This is a genomic window from Alkalibacterium sp., assembly GCF_046484155.1.
In the GTDB taxonomy this organism is placed as follows: domain Bacteria; phylum Bacillota; class Bacilli; order Lactobacillales; family Carnobacteriaceae_A; genus Alkalibacterium.
The window spans coordinates 1-14,248 of sequence record NZ_JAWOBT010000021.1 but is presented as its reverse complement, the minus strand read 5'-3'; the positions used below and the strand labels follow the sequence as shown (position 1 = coordinate 14,248).

The 14,248-nt window shown below is 43.1% G+C and carries 16 protein-coding genes; 14 read left to right on the top strand and 2 right to left on the bottom strand.

Going from position 1 to position 14,248, the window contains the following annotated elements; translation table 11 throughout:
- From R6U02_RS01845 to R6U02_RS01830, 4 genes are all read left to right on the top strand, one after another.
- The coding region (locus R6U02_RS01845) for a methyl-accepting chemotaxis protein (protein WP_410261927.1) at positions 1-846 on the top strand (846 nt) is incomplete at its 5' end.
- A 257-nt stretch (positions 847-1,103) separates the two neighbouring features.
- A complete protein-coding gene (locus R6U02_RS01840) occupies positions 1,104-2,681 on the top strand; it encodes an alpha-glucoside-specific PTS transporter subunit IIBC (protein WP_410261926.1) in 1,578 nt (525 codons plus the stop codon).
- A 33-nt stretch (positions 2,682-2,714) separates the two neighbouring features.
- Positions 2,715-4,043, top strand: a complete 1,329-nt coding sequence (locus R6U02_RS01835; protein ID WP_410261925.1) for a 6-phospho-alpha-glucosidase — start codon at positions 2,715-2,717, stop codon at positions 4,041-4,043.
- A gap of 111 nt (positions 4,044-4,154) precedes the next feature.
- Positions 4,155-4,919 carry a MurR/RpiR family transcriptional regulator gene (locus R6U02_RS01830; RefSeq protein WP_410261924.1) on the top strand — a complete coding sequence of 255 codons (765 nt, stop codon included), beginning with the start codon at positions 4,155-4,157 and terminating at the stop codon, positions 4,917-4,919.
- A 191-nt stretch (positions 4,920-5,110) separates the two neighbouring features.
- On the opposite strand, the gene R6U02_RS01825 is transcribed toward R6U02_RS01830, so the two are convergent.
- Complete coding sequence (locus tag R6U02_RS01825) at positions 5,111-5,497, bottom strand: transposase (protein ID WP_410261923.1); 387 nt, start codon at positions 5,495-5,497, stop codon at positions 5,111-5,113.
- Positions 5,498-5,888: 391 nt separating this feature from the next.
- On the opposite strand from R6U02_RS01825, the gene R6U02_RS01820 reads away from it, so the two are divergent.
- The 9 genes from R6U02_RS01820 to R6U02_RS01780 all read left to right on the top strand — a co-directional run bounded on the left by R6U02_RS01820 (position 5,889) and on the right by R6U02_RS01780 (position 11,632).
- Positions 5,889-6,269 carry a GntR family transcriptional regulator gene (locus R6U02_RS01820; RefSeq protein ID WP_410261922.1) on the top strand — a complete coding sequence of 127 codons (381 nt, stop codon included), beginning with the start codon at positions 5,889-5,891 and terminating at the stop codon, positions 6,267-6,269.
- Positions 6,266-7,165 (top strand): phenol-soluble modulin export ABC transporter ATP-binding protein PmtA, encoded by a 900-nt coding sequence (gene pmtA / locus R6U02_RS01815; RefSeq protein ID WP_410261921.1) that lies wholly within the window; start codon positions 6,266-6,268, stop codon positions 7,163-7,165. The genes R6U02_RS01820 and pmtA overlap by 4 nt, the downstream gene beginning before the upstream one ends.
- On the top strand, positions 7,128-7,751 hold the full coding sequence (locus R6U02_RS01810) for an ABC-2 transporter permease (RefSeq protein ID WP_410261920.1): 624 nt from the start codon (positions 7,128-7,130) through the stop codon (positions 7,749-7,751). The genes pmtA and R6U02_RS01810 overlap by 38 nt, the downstream gene beginning before the upstream one ends.
- 150 nt (positions 7,752-7,901) lie before the next feature.
- Positions 7,902-8,189 carry an SDR family NAD(P)-dependent oxidoreductase gene (locus R6U02_RS01805; protein ID WP_410261919.1) on the top strand — a complete coding sequence of 96 codons (288 nt, stop codon included), beginning with the start codon at positions 7,902-7,904 and terminating at the stop codon, positions 8,187-8,189.
- Positions 8,190-8,277: 88 nt separating this feature from the next.
- Complete coding sequence (locus R6U02_RS01800) at positions 8,278-8,454, top strand: hypothetical protein (RefSeq protein WP_410261918.1); 177 nt, start codon at positions 8,278-8,280, stop codon at positions 8,452-8,454.
- Between the two features lie 150 nt (positions 8,455-8,604).
- The gene (locus R6U02_RS01795; RefSeq protein ID WP_410261929.1) at positions 8,605-9,504 is read left to right on the top strand and encodes a DUF4349 domain-containing protein; all 900 of its coding nucleotides are present in this window, start codon (positions 8,605-8,607) and stop codon (positions 9,502-9,504) included.
- An 8-nt stretch (positions 9,505-9,512) separates the two neighbouring features.
- Complete coding sequence (locus R6U02_RS01790; protein ID WP_410261928.1) at positions 9,513-9,893, top strand: VOC family protein; 381 nt, start codon at positions 9,513-9,515, stop codon at positions 9,891-9,893.
- A 29-nt stretch (positions 9,894-9,922) separates the two neighbouring features.
- Positions 9,923-10,882 carry a glutathione S-transferase family protein gene (locus R6U02_RS01785; protein WP_410261917.1) on the top strand — a complete coding sequence of 320 codons (960 nt, stop codon included), beginning with the start codon at positions 9,923-9,925 and terminating at the stop codon, positions 10,880-10,882.
- A gap of 123 nt (positions 10,883-11,005) precedes the next feature.
- Positions 11,006-11,632, top strand: a complete 627-nt coding sequence (locus tag R6U02_RS01780) for an endonuclease III domain-containing protein (RefSeq protein WP_410261916.1) — start codon at positions 11,006-11,008, stop codon at positions 11,630-11,632.
- Between the two features lie 132 nt (positions 11,633-11,764).
- Here R6U02_RS01780 and R6U02_RS01775 read toward each other — a convergent pair whose 3' ends face one another.
- Entirely contained in the window at positions 11,765-12,496 is a 732-nt protein-coding gene (locus R6U02_RS01775) for a YjjG family noncanonical pyrimidine nucleotidase (RefSeq protein ID WP_410261915.1), read from the bottom strand.
- A 283-nt stretch (positions 12,497-12,779) separates the two neighbouring features.
- Here R6U02_RS01775 and R6U02_RS01770 point away from each other — a divergent pair, with 283 nt between their 5' ends.
- Complete coding sequence (locus tag R6U02_RS01770; RefSeq protein ID WP_410261914.1) at positions 12,780-13,640, top strand: NAD(P)H-binding protein; 861 nt, start codon at positions 12,780-12,782, stop codon at positions 13,638-13,640.
- Positions 13,641-14,248 lie beyond the last annotated feature (608 nt).

Genomic DNA, 14,248 nt, shown 5'->3' with positions numbered 1-14,248 from the left:
CAGGGAGCCGAGCAGATCGCCATCACGATGCAGGAGCTGGCTTCCGGATCGGAGTCACAGGCCAATTACACCAGTGACTTGTCCGAGAACATGCACCGCTTCGTCCAGACGATCGAAGCATCCGCGGACCAAAGCGACCGTATCTACAAAACATCCAATGATGTGAGGGCGTTGACGGAAAAAGGCAGCGGACTGATGGATGCCTCGGTATCCCAGATGCAGATGATCGATAAGCTCGTCAAGCATTCTGTCGAAGGTGTGAAAGAGCTGGACAATAAATCAGCCAAAGTGTCTAAACTGGTGTCGGTCATCGAAGGCATCGCCGAACAGACCAATCTGCTGGCCCTGAATGCAGCGATCGAAGCCGCACGTGCCGGCGAACAGGGCAAAGGCTTCGCGGTCGTAGCGGAAGAAGTGAGGAAGCTGGCGGAACAGGTGTCTCATTCGGTCGTTGATATCACCGATATCGTCAACAGCATCCAGCAAGAATCGTCCGCCGTTGCAGCCAACTTGGAGACCGGGTATGAACAGGTCGCCAAGGGAACGACGCAGATCGAGAACACGGGCGAGACCTTCAACAAGATCTCGTCATCCGTTCAGGCGATGGGCCTTGCGATCAAGGAAATCTCTGACAAGCTGAAAGTGAACAAAACTCAGACGATCGAAATGAGTTCCAGCGTGGAAGAAATCGCCAGTGTTTCTGAAGAGTCTGCGGCCGGGATCGAACAAACGTCCGCCTCTGCGCAACAGACAACGAGCACGATGCAGGAAGTTTCCGCCAGCTCAGAAGAACTCGCTAGAATTGCCGAAGAACTGAACCAGCTGGTGGACCGTTTTACCTTATAAGCCAGCCTCAAAAACCATATATAATAAAGCGCCACATCCTGCTGTACAAGACAGCCGGTGTGGCGTTTTTCGCATGAAAGACAGACTGTCTGTGACCCGGATAATGACCTTCCGAGCGCGACGGGAAATATCCCGGTAAATGGGAAAAATATCTTTGTATGCGCTTTCTTTCCTGAAAGGTCTCAAAGCATTGTTAGGAGACTGAAACAGTGTTTAAATGAAACTACAAACAAAACAAAAGAAAGAGGGACAAACACATGAAGGAAAAATTACAGCGATTTGGTGGCGCCATGTTTACACCTGTTTTACTCTTTGCTTTTTCAGGGATAATGGTCGCCTTTGCATTGATGTTCAACAATACTGCGATCGTCGGAAGTATTGCAGCGGAAGGCACGTTATGGCATGCCTTCTGGACGATCATCGAGAACGGAGCATGGACAGTATTCAGGCAGATGGAAATAATGTTTGTTATCGGCATTGCTTTAGGACTGGCTAAGAAAGCTAACGCACGAGCAGTCATGGAAGCGGTCGTCACCTACCTCACATTCAATTATTTTCTTTCAAGCATATTGGAATTATTCGGAACTAGATTCGGTGTGGATTTCACCCAGGAGGTCGGGGGAACCAGTGGTCTGAAAATGATCGCCGGGATCAAAACACTCGATACAGGGGTTCTGGGGGCAATAGCCATCGCGAGTGTGGTCGTCTTTTTACACAATCGTTATTTCGATAAGAAACTGCCTGAGTGGTTGGGTATTTTCCAAGGGTCATCCTTTGTTGTTATTGTCGGATTCTTTACGATGCTGCCGCTCAGTTTGCTGACAGCCAGCGTCTGGCCAGCGGTTCAGACAAGCATCGCGTCAACTCAAGTTCTGATGATAAATTCCGGACCATTTGGCGTCTGGCTCTACACATTTTTAGAACGTATTCTGATCCCGACCGGCCTGCACCATTTTATCTACACTCCGTTTATGTTCGGGCCGGCCATTGTTGAAGGTGGGATCGTCACTTCCTTCATAGAAAACATACCTTTACTGGCGAGCACAGATGCCTCATTGGTCGAAGTGTTCCCTCAAGGCGCTTTCGCTTTGCATGGGAATTCGAAACTCTTTGCAGCACCGGGGATCGCACTGGCATTTTACTTTACAGCTAAAAAGGAAAACCGTAAAAAAGTGGCTGCATTAGTTATACCTGCAACCTTGACAGCTGTTTTAGCCGGGATCACGGAACCACTGGAATTCACCTTCTTATTCGTGGCACCTGTGCTGTTCCTGGTACATGCGTTACTGGCCGCAACAATGTCGACGGTCATGTATTCATTTGGCGTCGTCGGTGACATGGGTGGCGGACTGATCGAAATAGCATCCAAGAACTGGATCCCGCTATTCAGTAATCATGCCGGGACGTACATTGCCCAAATCATCATAGGTCTTGCCTTTACAGGGATTTATTTTATGGTGTTCCGCTATCTGATAGTTAAGTTCGACTATATGACACCTGGACGTTCAGAAGTAGAGGGAGCAAAATTATACGGTAAAGCGGACTATCGCGAGAAACAGGCTAACGGCAAGAAAAAAACAGCCACAGATAGGTACGCTGACCAGGCGCTCGCATTCATCGATGCGTTAGGCGGAGCAGACAATATTGATACCGTTAATAATTGTGCTACGCGACTGCGGGTCAAAGTGATAGATGCGGGCAAAGTAAAAGATGACTCGGCTTTCAATGCCGGCGGCGCGATGGGCATAGTCAGAAGTAAAAATGCCTTCCAAGTGATCGTGGGTCTGTCTGTACCGCAAGTGAGAGAAGCTGTAGAAATTCAAATCGGAAAATAAAGTAATTCAATAGAGATTAAGGAGATGGAATTGATGAAAAAACATTCAATCGTTATAGCAGGTGGAGGCAGCACGTTTACACCAGGGATAGTACTGATGCTCCTGGAAAATTTAGATCGGTTACCGATAAGACAAATCAAATTTTACGACAACGACAAAGAAAGACAGGACATTGTCGCTGATGCGTGTGAGATCATCATGAAAGAGAAAGCACCGGAGATCACCTTTGTTAAAACAACGGATCCGAAAGAGGCATTCACAGATGTCGATTTTGTCATGGCTCACATTCGCGTAGGCAAATATAAGATGCGTGAAATGGATGAGAAGATCCCTTTGAAATATGATGTCGTCGGTCAGGAGACTTGCGGACCGGGAGGGATATCTTACGGTATGAGATCGATAGGAGGGGTGCTGGAAATAGTCGATTATATGGAGAAATATTCTCCGGATGCATGGATGCTGAATTACTCAAATCCTGCTGCCATTGTCGCAGAAGCCACACGAAAACTGCGTCCGAAAGCAAAAGTTTTAAATATTTGTGATATGCCTATTGCAATTGAAAATCTGATGGTGAAAATTTTAGGCTTGAAGAGTCGCAAAGATATGACGGTCAGGTATTATGGTCTGAATCATTTCGGCTGGTGGACATCTATCCTTGATAAGGAAGGCAAAGATTTGATGCCTGAACTGAAGGCGCATGTAAAAGAACACGGCTATTCAGTGAATTTCGATGAAGCAGGTCAGCATGTGGACAACAGCTGGCGCGATACGTTCAAAAAGGTGAAAGATGTCTATGCACTGGATCCGGACACGCTACCTAACACGTATTTGAAATATTATTTCTACCCTCAAGACGAAGTCAAAAAAGCCGATCCCGAGTATACCCGTGCAAATGAAGTGATGGACGGCAGGGAAAAACATGTATTTGGGGAATGTAAGAAAATAGCTGCCAACCAGTCTACTGAAGGTTCGACGCTCGAGATAGATGAACACGCTTCGTATATCGTTGATTTAGCAAGGGCGATCGCCTACAATACCGGCGAACGCATGCTGCTGATCGTTGAAAACAAAGGGGCGATCGCTAACTTTGATGAAACAGCGATGGTGGAAGTGCCGTGTATTGTTGGATCTAATGGTCCTGAACCGATCACTCAAGGAGAAATCCCACGTTTCCAAAAAGGTCTGATGGAACAGCAAGTAGCTGTTGAGAAACTTGTGGTTGAAGCTTGGGAAGAAGGTTCACGCCAGAAATTGTGGCAGGCACTTACGTTGTCACGCACTGTGCCTAACGGGCATGTAGCCAAAGAACTGATGGAGGAACTGATTGCAGCAAACAAAACGTACTGGCCTGAAATGGAATAAAGCATTAAACTTAAAAAACTGTGCATTCGATTATTGAATGCACAGTTTTTTTTCGCGTGAGGACGAGCGACTAATATGATAAGATAAACGATATAAGAGAGTAGGGATATCATGCTGCATGAATTGATCAACAAACATGGGGATAAACTATCTGAAAATGATTATTATATTTTGAATTATATACAAAAACATACAGACGAAGTGACCGATATGACGATTGTTGCCCTGAGCAAGGTCTGCAATATGTCCAAGTCGTCTATTCTGCGTCTGACCAAAAAGTTGGGTTTTTCCGGCTATAGTGAATTTAAATACTATCTAAAGGAAGAAGCAAGCCAGCAGATCATGAGTAGTGACGTGTTTGAGTTGAGTATGTCCGATATTCAGACAACGATGAACTTGTTCAAGAAAATTGACAAAAAGGCTATTTATGGGCTTATTGATAAAACAGACACCATTTACGCTTATGGGACAGGTTGGGGACAGCAGAATGCTCTGCAAGAATTAAAAAGATACCTGCTATCAATGAACAAACGCGTCTTTCTTATCCCGTCCAAAAAAGAACTCCAGGTTTCGATCAATCATATGCAACCAGCTGACTTAGTGATCTTCACCTCCCTGAGTGGAGATATCGAAGAGATCCTAACAGATTTAAAAGCCATTCACTATAATGGGACATCGACCATATCCATAACCAGCTTTAAAAATAATCATTTGGCAAAACTAACGACGCAGCAATTGTATTTTCAATCTACTGATTTTGGGTACGCATTTAATGTCGAGCACAAATCATTCATCGGATTGCAGCTCATTGTTGATCACCTGGTCCGAGGCTATCTGACCTATCAAAATGACAAAGAAAATCAGAGCGGCAACTGAATAAAGAGATTTAGAATAACTGACTTGTATATTATCTATTTAGAATAATCCTGTTGGTAATATGAGTTATTATTGTAAAAACTTTATTTTATAGAATGGGTTTTTCATTTGAAGATAACTATGAAAATAGCTTTCATGGTATGATAAAAAAAGAAATTTTTAGTTGAGTGCTAGATTCTGTTGCCGCAGACCTAGTGCTCTTTTTCATCATAAGGGATTTTATCAGACAATACTTTATAAATAGTCTGCAAAAACTTATGATAACAGTCCACCACAAACTTGATTTTTGAACCTCTACTTGAATCACAATAGTAAAAGATACTAAACGTAAAATCTTTTGTTCTCCCTGCCATACCTCCGCTAGAAATGAGTGCGGTTTTTAATTGCTTGTTTCCTCCAATTGTTCGAGAAGATTTCTTTTTCCCTAAACTTTCGTATAACCTAGGAGAGATTGCTGCCCCTGAAGCAAGATGGCCAGCTGTTTTGAAGGCCTCAATATTCGGACCAATTTCAGGTAATATAACAGCTGAAGCATGATCTCTAATGCTGTGCATACAGTCTTTGACTAACTTATTCATAAACACTTTTCGGTTTATGAATAATTGAAACAGTGCTTATCCCGTTTTGGGAAAAATTCTGACAATTAACCTTTCAGCTTGATATCAGAACGTTGAAAAATATTATACAACTCTTTTTTGCCTGTGTCCGTTTTTGCGTGTAGGGCTGCAGACGGCATTTCATCAGAAGCAGTTCCATCACTTCAGTTGCGAGAATGTAATACGTTTGAATAAGTCCTCAACAAACAAGTTGCGCGATCCACAGACAATAAAAAAACTATTCTATCTTGGTTTAGATTAAGGAGTAATCATAAAGTTTTTAGTTTCATATGAATTCTGGAAATATTAGGATTGACTAATCTGTTTAATTGTATATAATGAGTATGTACAATAGTTACAATGAGGAGGCAATATGAATATACTTCTTTCTAGAACAACAAATAAGCCCATATATGAACAAATCAAAATTCAAATAAAGCAGAGCATTCTTAGAGGTGAAATGGTTGAGGGAGAATCCCTGCCTTCTATGAGAGAGTTGGCTAAAAATTTGGAGGTCAGCGTTATTACGACAAAACGTGCATATGTAGATCTTGAAGCTGAGGGGTATGTCACCTCGTTTGTTGGAAAAGGAACATTTGTAGCAAAACAAAACGTGGCGCTTTTAAAAGAAAGTAAAGTGATACAAATAGAAGAAAAACTTTCGATAATTGTAAGAGATTCCAAAATGATTGATTTATCACTTGATGATCTGCAGTTACTTGTGGAGAAAAAATATAAGGAGGAACTCGAATGAATTTAGATGCCATCGTCTTGAAAGATGTTGATAAAAGATTCGAAGAGTTTTCGTTAAATGGGTTGAGTTTCAACGTGAAAAAAGGATACATAACTGGTTTAATAGGCCCCAATGGTTCGGGAAAAACAACGACGATCAGACTGATTATGGATTTACTGAAAGCCGATAAAGGATCGATAGAAATTTTTGGTGAAGAGCTGGAAGGAAATGAAGAAAAAATAAAAGAACGAATCGGTTTTGTTTATCCGGAAAATAGTCTTTATAGTCACTTGTCAGTTAAGCAAACGGGTCGACTGGTTTCAGCATTTTATAAAGAGTGGGATGAGACACTCTTTTCATATTATATCAATCTATTTGAGCTGCCTCTGAAAACGAAAGTCAGTCAATTATCGACAGGGATGAAAATGAAGCTATCATTGTCTATTGCACTTTCTCATCATGCTGATTTAATACTATTGGATGAGCCAACATCTGGCTTGGATCCAATCGTAAGAAGCGAAATGCTGGATATTCTTTATGAGATTATTCAAGACGAGGAAAAAACGGTTCTTTTTTCAACGCATATCATTACTGATTTAGAAAAGGTCGCTGACTATATCGTATTTTTAAACAAAGGACAGCTAGTCTATAGTCAATCAAAAGAAGCCATGATGGATCAGTTTAAACTTGTAAAAGGGCCATCCGGATTGCTGGATATAGAACTGAAAAAGCTGTTCGTTTACTTAAAAGAAAGTGATACTGGATTTCAGGGATTATCCAAGGAGCACCAAACATTTAAAGAACTGTTTGGGAATAAGATACTTGTTGAACCTGCCTCATTAGAGGAAATTATGGTTTATACAGTGAAAGGAGATTCCGATGCAAGCATTGATAAAAAAAGAGTACTTAGTAAATAAAGGATCTATAATAGTTGATCTCATAATATTAATTATATCCCCTGTGTTACTGTTTTTTAGTCCAAATGGGCTGATTCTTGGCATAATACTCAGTTGTTATCAACCTATTTCGAATGAAGCGAATGAGAAAGGGAATGATACTGATATATTTATGAATAGCTTGCCAGTTACTCGGGAAAAAATCGTTTTTAGTAAGTATCTGTTCTCTCTAATGACTGGAGCATTCTACCTTAGTATAGTGTTTTTAATGAGCACCTTTATTCCGTATCACGAAGTTATTACGATAAAAGAGTTAATGGCAGGAATAGCTGTTGTATCCATTTATTTATCCGTTTATTACCCCCTTAAATATTTAGTCGGGCAAGGATTCTTTGTTATCAGTTCCTTGGGATTTTGGGTCATTCTAGCAGCTTTAGGCTATTCAATCTATAATCAGGGAGAAAGTTTTGATTATTGGGGTATGTACAACTCATACACGACATATACTAGGTTACAGGTCGGTATCCTATCGATCATCATTTCATTTGCTGTTTTAACTGTATCATTCAGATACTCGAGTAGAGTATATAAAAAGAAAGATTTTTAAGAGAAAGTATTAATTAGTATTTCATCGATCCTTAAGAGTTAGATTTCATTCTGATCTTAAGGGTTTTTTTTTTGAAAATTTTTCAAGTTATATAAAATAGACTATTGACTTTAAAAACACTAAGGCATAATTTTTATGTAAACGAGTATAGTGGATGGTTTTAAATCAGAAGATATTGACGCAATGTATGAGAAAGCCTTGGAACTGTTTGGTACAATCGATATTACTGAAAACAATGCGGAAATCATGGATGGTATGGAACCAGTCGGAGCTATTACAGATGAACGCTGGGATAAAATATTTGAAGTCAACACGAAAGGCGTTAAGTGTTCCATGCGTAAAGCTGTAAATTATTGGTTAGAGAACGACCAAAAAGGATTATCATTAACACGATCTCTACAGGAGTATCGAACCGGGCGCATGCCGGCGCGGTATTAAATCGAAAATCGGCATTTATGTATGCTGAAAAAGCATATGAAGCAACGGTATCGCACCGGGTATTGGGGAAACAAATATTGGTACTTCCATGACGAACATGAGTGATTACGGTTTGAGCCGCGCAGGTCTGACGCATGGTCTCAGCCCGCGTTCCACAAATCCAGATGAAATCGGACACGTGGCTGTCTACTTAGCCTCAGAAGATTCAATTTTTGTCAACGAAACGGTTATTGTGGCAGTCGGTGGCTGGATAGCAGGATTTTAATAACTGATTTCAAATGACCAAGACTACTTGACACGGACGAGTCGGGCAGTCTTTTTGTTATCCAACAGTTTCCCATTAGCAAAAGGAGATCGCTTTCATATATAATGGTAGTAATAAATATACATAAGCTGAAGGTGGGAGTGAAAAGTGATGATAAAAAGAGGCATTGGGTTTTTAGTTCTTTTCTTTTTGGTGTTAACAGGGTGTTCCAGTGGCGATGATGACATGTCTGAATCGACCGAATCGGATCCCGGGGCAGGATACATGGAAGACGCCGCGCTTGAAGATGAGGCTATTGATCGAGAAGTCACCGAGGGTCAGGGCCAGCAGCTGATCGGTGAAAAAGTGATCCGCCGGGTCCAGCTCGAGTATGAGACGCTGGATTTTCAAGAAACAACTTCTTATGTTTTAGACACGGTGAGTTCTTATGATGGTTACATTGAATATTCCAATGAATCAAGCTATTCACCTTCTGGCATCGCCCCGAGAGATCAGTCGCGTCAGTATCGACGGGTAGACTATCTTTTTAGGATCCCTACGTCTTCCTTAGATTCTTTTCTCGATGATCTAGATGGCATGGATGCCTATAAATTAAGCGAAAATGTCGGTTCAGAAGATGTGACGCAAGCCTATCGGGATACGGAGTCCCGCATCCGGGTACTGGAGAACAAGGAAGCGCGCTTGAATGAATTGCTCGAACAGGCTGAAACGATCGAAGACATCCTGCAGATCGAAAACAGCTTGAGTGAGACCATCGCGGAACGCGAATCTCTTCAATCACAATTGGAAACGTTTGACGACTTGATCGACTACACGGAAGTGCGTTTGAGCGTCACTGAACGTCCACGCATCGCCAATGCCCGGGGAGAAGGCTTGTCCTTCCTGGCACGTATCCGCGAAGCGCTGGTTGACTCCTTCTATGCCTTTTACTATTTTGTTCAAGATGCATTTATCTGGTTTATCTATGCGGTGCCATTTATACTCGTTATAGGAGTGCTCGTTGGCATAGGATTCTATATGAAGAAAAAACTATTCAAAAAGAGAAAGTAGTGAATAAAGTGAGAATTGAACACATTGGTTTATGGACCATCGATCTGGAAAGAATGAAAGAATTTTACGAAACCTATTTTTCTGCCAGCAGTGGCGAGCTTTACCACAATCCGAAGAAAGGGTTCCATTCATACTTTCTGACTTTTGATTCAGGCAGTCGGCTGGAACTTATGCACAGAGAGGATATAAAAAGGCCAAATGTAGAAAGTTACGGTTATGCACACCTGGCTGTGGACGTTGGGGACAAGCAAGCTGTGGATAACCTTGTGGATAAGTTGAAAGCGGACGGATATACTTTACTAAATGGACCACGAACGACTGGAGACGGCTATTACGAAGCGGTGATCGAAGATCCTGAAGGCAATTTGATTGAACTCACAACCGATTAGGCAGATCCAAATAAAATAAGGAGGCAGTTATGGGATTATTGATAGATGGAAAATGGCATGACCAGTGGTACGACACGGAGAAAAATGACGGACGCTTCATCCGAGAAGAATCGCAGTTCAGAAACTGGGTGACCAAGGACGGAAGTGCAGGTCCGACAGGTGACAGCGGGTTTAAAGCTGAACCGGGACGCTATCACTTATATATTTCAAATGCATGTCCGTGGGCAAACCGGACGATGATCATGCTCAAGTTAAAAGGTCTGGAAGATATCATTTCTGTTTCCGTGGTCAATCCTTTGATGGCGGAACACGGGTGGACGTTTGAGAAGGATGAAGGCGTTGTCCCGGATTCGGTGAGCAATGTGGATTACTTGTACGATGTGTATACACGTGCTGAGCCCGACTACAGCGGCCGCGTCACAGTCCCGGTTTTGTATGATCTGAAACAGAATAAAATCGTCAACAATGAATCGTCTGAGATCATGCGCATGCTAAACACCGCCTTCGATGACGTCGGGGCTATAAAAGGCGACTATTACCCGGAAGATTTAAGAGCGGATATCGATGAGGTCAATGGTCTGGTCTATAATGCCATCAATAATGGGGTCTACAAAGCCGGCTTTGCGACCAAGCAAGCCGTCTACGAAGAAGAAGTGAAGAAACTGTTTGAAGCCTTGGATGAAATGGAAGAGCGGTTAGAAAAACACCCTTATCTCGTCGGACACCACATTACCGAAGCAGACTGGCGCTTGTTTACAACGCTGATCCGCTTTGACAGTGTCTATCACGGGCATTTCAAATGCAATATCAAGCGCATCACCGATTATCCAAATCTATGGCGCTACACGAAGGAATTATACAATTGGCCGGGTATTTCTGACACCATCAATTTCCGTCACATCAAAGAACATTATTACCGCAGTCACAAAACCATCAACCCGACCGGCATCGTGCCCGCTGGACCGGAATTGGATTTCAGCATGGATTAGGACTTGAAACTAAAACAAGGATAGCACTCTACCACAACGAGTAGTCGAGGCTGTCCTTGTTTGTTTTTTGCTTGAAATAGTGTAAACTGTAGAGACGTAAAATTTAAAGGATTGAGAAAAAACGTGAATACAGATAAAGAAAAAGTGAAAGTGTTGAACAAACTCGTCGCCCATTACAGGATCCAGAATTGGTGGTCGGATGAGAACCGCATCAAAGACTGGGTATCGATGATCCTGATCCAGCAGACGACACAGGAGAATGTCGAAAAAGCCTTGGCACAGCTTGATCCGTATTTAACTGTGGATCAATTGCATGAGATGGAAGATGAGAAGCTCCAGTCGCTGATCCGACCGGCAGGGTTCTACAAGCAGAAAAGTGCCTATATCAAAGAACTCATGACATGGTTTGTCAGTCATGGAGAAGATTTTGAAAAGTTTGAGCCGTATTCTAATGAGACGCTGCGCAAAGAATTGCTGACTATCAAAGGTGTCGGCCCGGAAACGGCGGATGCGATGCTGCTCTATATTTTTAACCGCAATGTGTTTATCGGGGACCAGTATGCGATCCGGCTGTTCAAGCGGCTAGGCTTTGGCGAGTTCAAAAACTTAGGTCATATGCGCCAGGAGTTCAATCACTTGACTGAACGTGTCCCGGTCGAGTTATGTAAAGAATGGCATGCGGCCATCGATGAGCATGGGAAAGTGTTTCGTAAAAATAAAGATGTGGATGAATCCTGGCTACTGTCCTGATCTGCACGCAATAACAACTTGATCGAATAGATAAAAGGAAAACTGCCGTGATCTCATGGCAGTTTTCCTTTTATCTTTCTATGTAGAGAAAAATGCTCGTCTCGAGACGAGCATCCGCTCATTCAGCTTGTTTCAGTCAACCTGGTCGAATTGCAGGGTGCTTTCTTCTCTTTCGATGCCGAAGAGGGTCAACAGTTCCAGCAGGTTACTGATACTGAAGGTGCTCTGAACCGCTGCTGGTTCGACTGGTTTTTTGGAAAAATTGTACCACACGCTGTCGATTCCGGCATTGTTGGCTCCCTGGATATCAGAGGTTAGGCTGTCGCCCACCATGAGGAATTCAGCCTTATTGTCCGTCTTTAAAGTGTCGAAAATATGGGTGAAGAATTGCGGGTCGGGTTTTTCCACTCCTATTTCTTCAGAAATGAAGACCTCTTCAAAAAAGTGGCTCAGATCAGCGCCTGCGAGCCTTTGCCATTGTGTCTTCGCCACACCGTTCGTTCCGGCGTATATATGATACCCGTTTTTCTTCAAGGCCGTCAACAGCTCATGCGCATGATCCATTTTTTTGTACCCCTGCCCAAGATTTTGACGGTAAAGGTCTTCGACACTTTTTCCGTCCACGCTTAATCCGAATTCTTCCAGGAAGAGTGCAAAGCGACTGGAAAAGAGTGTTTCCCGAGAGATGATCCCCTGTTCCAGTTTTTGCCATAAACCGTGGTTGATTTCTTTATACATTGCTATTGTTTCTTCAGTATAAGGAAGGTTATAGGCGTCAATGACCTTTTTCAGGGCTTTTTCTTCTGTATCACGGAAGTCCAGTACCGTGTTATCTAAATCGAAAATTATTTTCTTATATTTCATGCTCGCTTCCTTCCTCCTTTAGTGTGATTGTTAAGTATTGGCTTGAATCATTTTTCTTCAATAAATCTATTTTATCGGTGTACCGGCTGGATTACAAATGTTTTTGTCTTTTTTTGATGGATCTCGCTTAAACAACGGCTTGTTTCGTGCAAAGTTTCATCTGAAAGGGAAGGCTCGAGGCTATCGTATTTCTGTCCAATAAACTACTTTTGTCATATACTATAACTAATCTTGATTTGAAAGAAGGGTATCTAAAAAAAAAGCAGTAAGAGAGGAGATTGTCATGCGTTATACGATTACTGGAGCGACGGGGCAACTAGGTGCTGAAGTGATGCAGGTCGCCATAGAAAAACTGCCTATAGAAGAATTGCGCATATCTATCCGCGATATCGAGAAAGCTGCTAAGTATAAGGAGATGGGAGTGGAAGTGAAAAAAGCCGATTACCGCGATAAGGCAGAACTCGTCCATGCCTGGCAGGAGACGGATGTCCTGGTCTACATTCCCAGCATCGTCCATCCGAGCTATGAACGGCTGCCGGAGATCGAAAACGTCGTTCTGGCCGCCGAGGAGGCCAAGGTCAAACACCTCATCTTTGTGAGTTTCTATGCGGATCAGGAAAACAACCCGTTCCAAATGAGCCCCTTTTACGGCTATGCCAGCAGACGTCTGGCCTGTTCGTCTCTTTCTTATACGATCATGAAAAATGCGATGTATGCCGACCCGCTGATCAGTTACCTCCCGGAACTCATTGAATCTGGGAATGTCGTCTATCCTGTGCCGCATGAAAAGATCAGCTTCATTTCCCGAGCGGATAGCGCCAAAGCGATCGTGGCGGTGGCAGCGGACGCTTCCCTTCAGAATCAGACGTATACACTGACACAGGACCGTTCTTACACGATGACGGAGCTGGCAGACACACTCAGCGACGTTGCTGACGAAAAGATCGGTTTTTCCCCGATGTCTCTAGTGGCGTTTGCCCAGACTTACGATGAACCGAAAGGCTTTGGTGTTCTACTGGCTTCCATGTACGAAGCAGCCAACCGGGGCCTGCTGGATATCGTTACGGGGGATTTTCGCAGGATCACGGGACGGGAAGCAGAATCACTGGCCAGTTACCTTAAACGGCACTACCCGACAGATTAAAATGAATACTGGGATCGAACAAACAGGACGGAATGAGAATTCCGTCCTGTTTGTTGTGTGAATGTGACACCAGGATCCTATTGATTGCTGGATCGGGATGACAAGGAACGCATGCCTTCGCGAGTTTGGAACCGAGATGAAGAGCACAAAATGCAGGGATCAATGAAATGAAAAAGAAAGAAGCCCCGGGCTTCTTTCTTCGGCTGGATATTAAAGTGACCGATTTGGTCCGTTGTCCAAAGGCGTTTCGTCCGGGGTCTTCAAATCATCGGAATAGCCGGTTTTCGTGTTGGAACGGTCATTGGAGGGATCTGCCTCGCTGCTTCTCAAATCTTCCAGCAGTTCTGTATCCTCAGTGACTGATTCGCCGTCAGCAGCTAAAAGTGAATCGTCATAAGGATCAGGACTGTCAGCACTTAAAGGACCGATGTCAGGAGATTTTTTTTCGGTGACCTGGAGAACAAAACGCCCTTCGTTTACATCTTCGACATGTTTTCCCAGGCTCTGCTTTTCCTGGCTGGTTAAATCGGATAACTTTTAACCGTGATAGCGACTGCTTTTAACTGTTCTTCCTGATGTGTCCGGTTACTGATCAGCGTGATCGAATC

Bases quoted from the DNA above. Each gene is read 5' to 3' on its own strand.
- R6U02_RS01840 (WP_410261926.1), top strand. From the start codon at position 1,104: ATGAAGGAAAAATTACAGCGATTTGGTGGCGCCATGTTTACACCTGTT.
- R6U02_RS01835 (WP_410261925.1), top strand. From the start codon at position 2,715: ATGAAAAAACATTCAATCGTTATAGCAGGTGGAGGCAGCACGTTTACA.
- R6U02_RS01830 (WP_410261924.1), top strand. From the start codon at position 4,155: ATGCTGCATGAATTGATCAACAAACATGGGGATAAACTATCTGAAAAT.
- R6U02_RS01825 (WP_410261923.1), bottom strand. From the start codon at position 5,497: ATGAATAAGTTAGTCAAAGACTGTATGCACAGCATTAGAGATCATGCT.
- R6U02_RS01820 (WP_410261922.1), top strand. From the start codon at position 5,889: ATGAATATACTTCTTTCTAGAACAACAAATAAGCCCATATATGAACAA.
- pmtA (WP_410261921.1), top strand. From the start codon at position 6,266: ATGAATTTAGATGCCATCGTCTTGAAAGATGTTGATAAAAGATTCGAA.
- R6U02_RS01810 (WP_410261920.1), top strand. From the start codon at position 7,128: ATGCAAGCATTGATAAAAAAAGAGTACTTAGTAAATAAAGGATCTATA.
- R6U02_RS01800 (WP_410261918.1), top strand. From the start codon at position 8,278: ATGACGAACATGAGTGATTACGGTTTGAGCCGCGCAGGTCTGACGCAT.
- R6U02_RS01795 (WP_410261929.1), top strand. From the start codon at position 8,605: ATGATAAAAAGAGGCATTGGGTTTTTAGTTCTTTTCTTTTTGGTGTTA.
- R6U02_RS01785 (WP_410261917.1), top strand. From the start codon at position 9,923: ATGGGATTATTGATAGATGGAAAATGGCATGACCAGTGGTACGACACG.
- R6U02_RS01775 (WP_410261915.1), bottom strand. From the start codon at position 12,496: ATGAAATATAAGAAAATAATTTTCGATTTAGATAACACGGTACTGGAC.
- R6U02_RS01770 (WP_410261914.1), top strand. From the start codon at position 12,780: ATGCGTTATACGATTACTGGAGCGACGGGGCAACTAGGTGCTGAAGTG.